Origin of the sequence: Aeromicrobium sp., assembly GCF_036675695.1 — a bacterium.
GTDB lineage: Bacteria > Actinomycetota > Actinomycetes > Propionibacteriales > Nocardioidaceae > Aeromicrobium.
This window is the reverse complement of record NZ_JAKFEL010000111.1, coordinates 1-5,428: the sequence shown is the minus strand read 5'-3', so window position 1 is coordinate 5,428 and position 5,428 is coordinate 1. Positions and strand designations below refer to the sequence as shown.

General features: G+C 64.7%; 8 protein-coding genes. All 8 read left to right on the top strand.

The genetic code is table 11. The features are described from left to right. Positions 1 to 108: 108 nt before the first annotated feature. Positions 109 to 315, top strand: coding sequence for a 50S ribosomal protein L31 (rpmE, locus tag V6M39_RS07190; protein ID WP_309968218.1), 207 nt, complete (start codon positions 109 to 111; stop codon positions 313 to 315). 78 nt (positions 316 to 393) lie between these two features. Further along, entirely contained in the window at positions 394 to 1,473 is a 1,080-nt protein-coding gene (gene prfA, locus V6M39_RS07185) for a peptide chain release factor 1 (RefSeq protein WP_332643108.1), read from the top strand. Further along, complete coding sequence (gene prmC / locus V6M39_RS07180) at positions 1,470 to 2,321, top strand: peptide chain release factor N(5)-glutamine methyltransferase (protein WP_332643107.1); 852 nt, start codon at positions 1,470 to 1,472, stop codon at positions 2,319 to 2,321. Before prfA ends, prmC begins: the two co-directional genes overlap by 4 nt. A 22-nt stretch (positions 2,322 to 2,343) precedes the next feature. Next, positions 2,344 to 2,838: a VTT domain-containing protein gene (locus V6M39_RS07175; protein ID WP_332643106.1), complete on the top strand. Its 495-nt coding sequence runs from the start codon at positions 2,344 to 2,346 to the stop codon at positions 2,836 to 2,838. A 19-nt stretch (positions 2,839 to 2,857) separates the two neighbouring features. Beyond that, on the top strand, positions 2,858 to 3,508 hold the full coding sequence (locus V6M39_RS07170) for an L-threonylcarbamoyladenylate synthase (protein ID WP_332643104.1): 651 nt from the start codon (positions 2,858 to 2,860) through the stop codon (positions 3,506 to 3,508). 3 nt (positions 3,509 to 3,511) lie between these two features. Further along, positions 3,512 to 4,636, top strand: a complete 1,125-nt coding sequence (locus V6M39_RS07165) for a glycosyltransferase family 4 protein (RefSeq protein ID WP_332643103.1) — start codon at positions 3,512 to 3,514, stop codon at positions 4,634 to 4,636. Between the two features lie 114 nt (positions 4,637 to 4,750). Further along, positions 4,751 to 4,984, top strand: coding sequence for an AtpZ/AtpI family protein (locus tag V6M39_RS07160; RefSeq protein ID WP_332643102.1), 234 nt, complete (start codon positions 4,751 to 4,753; stop codon positions 4,982 to 4,984). A 30-nt stretch (positions 4,985 to 5,014) separates the two neighbouring features. Continuing rightward, positions 5,015 to 5,428 (top strand): hypothetical protein (locus V6M39_RS07155; protein ID WP_332643101.1); only part of this gene is annotated, 414 nt, incomplete at its 3' end.

The window sequence follows — 5,428 nt, the reverse complement described above, 5'->3', positions numbered from 1 at the left end:
GCTCGACCCGGATTCGCGTTACACCTGTGCCAACTGGCACAATTGACCCTTGGTACTGGTTCACGGATCGCATTCAGCGAGACGACCCAGTCGCCGCGAGAGGACACCATGAAGCAAGGCATTCACCCCGATTACGTCGAGACCCAGGTCACCTGCACCTGCGGCAACTCGTTCACGACCAAGAGCACAGCGCCTGAGGGCGTTCTGCGCGCCGATGTCTGCTCGGCCTGCCACCCGTTCTACACGGGCAAGCAGAAGATCCTCGACACCGGTGGACGCGTGGCCCGCTTCGAGAAGCGCTACGCCAAGAAGTAGCAACGTTCCAGCGCCGACCCCAGCCATGGCTTGGGTCGGCGCTGTTGTTGTGTCCAGCCGATCGGGAAGGAGTGCGTGATGTTTGAAGCCGTTGAGACGCTCGTCGCCGAACATGCCGAGCTCGAGCGCAAGATGTCCGATCCTGCCGTGCACTCTGACCCGGGTCTGGCCAAGAAGCTCGGTCAGCGCTACGCCGAAGTCAGCGCGATCGTGAAGACCTATCGCGACTACCAGCAGGCAACGGGCGACCTCGAGGCCGCGCGCGAGTTCGCCGCCGAGGATCCCAGCTTTGCTGCGGAGATCGAGGCTCTGGAGCCCCGCATCGCCGAGCTCAGCGAACGCCTGCAGCGACTCCTCGTACCGCGCGACCCCGCCGACTCCAAAGACGTCCTGATGGAGATCAAGGGCGGTGAGGGCGGAGAAGAGTCCGCGCTGTTCGCCGGCGACCTGCAGCGTATGTACTCGCGCTTCGCCGAGCAGCGTGGCTGGAAGACCGAGATCCTCGACTCCACCGAGTCTGCTCTGGGCGGCTACAAGTCCGTGACGATGGCAGTCAAGGCATCAGGCACTCCGGAGCCGGGCATGGCGCCGTTCGCTCAGCTCAAGTTCGAGGGTGGCGTGCACCGTGTGCAGCGCGTGCCGGTGACCGAGTCGCAAGGCCGCATACATACGTCCGCGGCAGGCGTCCTCGTCATGCCTGAGGCCGAGGACATCGACGTCGAGATCAACGACAGCGATCTACGCATCGATGTCTACCGCTCGTCGGGTCCGGGCGGCCAGAGCGTCAACACGACTGACTCGGCGGTGCGCATCACCCACGTTCCGACCGGCATCGTTGCGAGCTGCCAGAACGAGAAGAGCCAGCTACAGAACCGTGAGCAGGCCATGCGAATCCTGCGTGCTCGCCTGCTCGAAGCCGCTCAGGCGGCGGCCGATGCCGAGGCATCTGACGCTCGCAAGTCGCAGATCCGTACGGTCGACCGATCTGAGCGCATCCGCACCTACAACTTCCCCGAGAACCGCCTCTCGGATCACCGCACCGGTTTCAAGGCCTACAACCTCGACCAGGTGATGGATGGCGCACTCGACGACGTCATCACCTCACTGGTTGAGGCTGACCTCGCGGCCCGTCTCGACGCCGTCGAAGCCGGGGAATGAGCGGAGTACGTACGCAGGCTGAGCGGTTGCTCGCCGAGGCGACGGAGATTCTCGAGGCAGCTGGCGTCGAGTCGGCGAGGCATGACGCCGAGTCGCTGCTCAGCCACGTCACGGGCGTCCCGCGCATGGCATTGGTCGGCATGGCGAGGCCCGATGGCATCCAGAAGGACGCCTTCCTCAAACTGATCGAGGCCCGTGCCTCGCGCATCCCGCTGCAGCACCTGACCGGCTCGGCCGCATTCAGATACGTCGACCTCGAGGTCGGTCCGGGTGTATTCGTGCCGCGACCCGAGACCGAGATGCTCGCCGGTTGGGCGATCGAACACGCCAAGACCCTCACCGGTCCCGTCGTGGTCGAGCTGTGCGCAGGCTCCGGCGCGATCTCGCTTTCGATCGTGCACGAGGTGCCGAGCGCCCGAGTCCACGCTGTCGAGCTCGACGAGCCGGCGTACGAGTGGGCGCAGCGCAACCTCGACGGCACCGGTGTTGACCTCCGGCTCGGCGACATGGCCGAGGCGTTTCCAGATCTCGACGGCTCAGTCGACATCGTCGTGGCCAACCCGCCCTACATACCGCTTGATGCGTGGGAGAGCGTGGCGCCAGAAGTACGCGATCACGACCCCTCGCTCGCGCTTTGGTCGGGCGATGACGGCCTCGACGCCATGCGGGTGCTCGAGCAGACGGCCTGGCGCCTGCTCAAGCCTGGGGGAGTCGTCGGCGCCGAGCACGCAGACGCGCAAGGCGAGTCGGCTCCGGAGGTGTTCGTTTCGCGCTGGACCAACGTCCGAGACAACCTCGATCTGGCTCGCCGACCCCGTTTCGTGACGGCAACCAAACCTGCCGGCTGACGGCAGATAGTCTGATGCCCTTATGGGCGGCGACCTGGCACTCTACGGGGCCTCGTTCGCCGTAGGTATCGGATCGGCGCTGCTCCCGATCTTCATCAATGCGGAGCTGTTCGTCGGCAGCCTCGGCGCCACCGTCGACAGCCGAGTGACCCTCGTGCTCGCGATCCTGTGCCTGGTCATCGCCACAGTGATCGGCAAGGCATTCGTCTTCCAGCTCGCCCGTACCGGCAGTCGCAAGATCCGGTCGTCCGTGGAACGAAAACCCCCACGCAACAAGCTGTTCGCCCAGGTGCGCCGGCTGAGTGATTGGCTGCTGACGTTGCTCGACCGGCCGTACGCGGGTGCGATCACAGCGTTCGCCTCATCGCTGACCGGTATCCCACCGTTGGCGATCGTGACGATCCTTGCCGGAGCCTCCCGGCAACCCCAATGGTTGTTCCTGTCCATGGTGTTCATCGGGCGACTGCTCCAGTTCCTCGCGATCGCCTTCGTCCTCCACGGCATCAGCTGGTTCTAGCTCCACCTAGGATGACTCCGTGAAGTTCGACTGCGCCGTGCCCGAGGAGTTCGACAAGGGACTCAAGGCCGCCAAGACCGCTCTCGACTCCGGCAACCTCGTCGTCCTGCCGACCGACACGGTCTACGGACTCGCTGCCGACGCCTTCTCCCCACACGCTGTGCAGACCCTGCTCGATGCGAAGGGGCGGAGCCGTCAGATGCCGCCGCCTGTTCTGGTCGGCGCACCCACGACGCTGGATGCGCTTGCCGCTGAGGTGCCGTCCTGGCTGCGCGCCGCCGTCGACGAGTTGTGGCCCGGGCCGCTCACGGTGATCCTCAGGCAGCAGTCATCGCTGACCTGGGACCTCGGCGAGACTCACAACACCGTGGCCGTGCGCATGCCCGACGACGAACGTGCTCTCGCGCTCCTCAAGCAGACTGGGCCGCTCGCCGTCAGCAGCGCCAACATCACCAGCCAGCCGGCAGCCCAGACGATCGAAGAGGCCGAGAAGATGCTCGGCACCAAGGTCGCGGTCTACCTCGATGGTGGCCCATCTGCGTCTGGCGTGCCGTCGACGATCCTCGACGCGACCGGGACGACCCCTCGCATCCTGCGAGCTGGGGGAGTCACCCTCGAGGTGTTGCACGCATACAACAACACGATCGAGCCAGCGGACGAGGTCAGCTGACCGATGCGCGAATATCTCGTCGTCTTCGGCATCTCCCTCGGAGTCACCTATCTCCTGGCATCGATCGCGCGCCAGCTCGCCGTACGCTTCGGCGCCGTTGCGCGAGTGCGCGACCGCGATGTGCACGCGATCCCGACTCCCTACTTCGGCGGTCCCGCGATGTTCGGCGGATTGCTGGCGGCCTATCTCGTCTCCATGCACCTGCCGTTCCTGTCGCTCGCCGACTCGACGGTGTTCGGCCCCGTACGCGGGGTGCTGCTCGGCGGAGCGGTCATCTGTCTGGTCGGGATCATCGACGACCTGTATGAGCTAGACGCACTCAGCAAGTTCGCTGGGCAGGTGCTCGCCGCGATCATCGTCGTCACGCAGGGCGTGCAGTTCTTCTACCTGCCGCTCTACGGCAACTACCTCGGCCTCGACCAGATCCAGGCCATGATCTTCACGGTCATCCTGATCGTCGGCACCGCCAATGCGGTCAACTTCGTCGATGGTCTCGACGGCTTGGCCGCAGGCATTGTCGCAATCGGCGCGGTCGCGTTCTTCGCGTACGCGTTCATCCTCGCCGTCGAGAACGGGGAGACCCGCGCGATTGCTGCAGCGTTGCTCACGGCGGCTCTGGCGGGTGCCTGCATCGGCATACTCCCGCACAACTTCTTCCCGGCTCGAATGTTCATCGGCGACTCAGGCTCGATGCTGATCGGCTTCGTGCTGGCGTGTTCCTCGATCAGTCTCACCGGCCAGTTCCCGGCGACGAGCCTGACCGAGGGCGTCGGCGGCGCGGAGGTCAACAGCTTCCTGCCTGCCCTGCTCCCGTTGATCCTCCCCTTCACGATCCTGCTGGTTCCATTCATCGACCTGGGCCTCGCTGTGGTCAGACGTACGCGGGCTGGAAGGTCACCGTTCAGCCCGGACAAGATGCACATCCATCACCGGCTGCTCGAGATCGGCCACTCCCACCGGCGCGCAGTGCTGTTGATGTACGCCGGAGCGGGCCTGGTGGCGTTCGGCAGTGTCGTCATCAGCCTGTTCAGCGGATGGCAGTCGATCGCCGGATTCGGGGTGCTCGCCGTGCTCACTGCAGCAGCCGTTTTCCTGCTGCCGAAGCTCGATGAGAAGGTCTGGTCCTAGGACCATCCCAAGTTGGAGCGCGTTCGGCGCTCGTGATAACTTTCACGAACAGATTGCGAGCCTTGCTCGTGACCCCGAACCACCGAGGATGGCCGCCGAAAATGACGACCAACGATGAACGATGAAGGACTCGACGGTTCTCCCGACGCGGCCGAACTTGGAGTCTGGCGTCTCGTCGGTCTCGGAATGCTTTTCGTCGGCAACATCGTCGGCGGGCTCGTACTCGGATGGCTCGCAGATCGACACTGGAGCACCTCGCCGGTCTTCGTCCTTTCGGGTATCGCGATCGGCATGGTCACTGCGTTCATCAGCGCCTGGCTGCAGATCAGATCGTTCCTCCGCACGTGAGGGATCGATGACAGAGAGGAGCTGGACGCGATGACATCGGCTCCGTCCTTCACCCGCTCCATCCGCAACCAGAAGCGCGCGCTCATCACTGCCGGCTGCCTTGTCATCGCCTGCGTCTGGATCAGCGTCCCTCTCGGCGAGTGGCGCAGCGGGTTGTTCCTTGCGATTGGCATCGTCCTCGGTGCGATCAACCACCTGCTCACCGAGCACTTCCTGCTTAGATCCGTCGAGAGCGGCGAGCTTCCGTCCCGCAAGCAGTACGCGTCGGCGTCGCTCTTCCGCCTGCTCGGTGTCTCCGGCGTGGCCGTTGTCTTGGCCGCCGTCTTCTGGCCCCATGGTGCTGCCGTACTGTTCGGTCTGGCCATCTTCCATCTCATCGCCCTGGTCTTCACGGGCATCCCACTCCTCCGAGAGGTGCGCAAGGAATTGAACGAGCAGATTGAG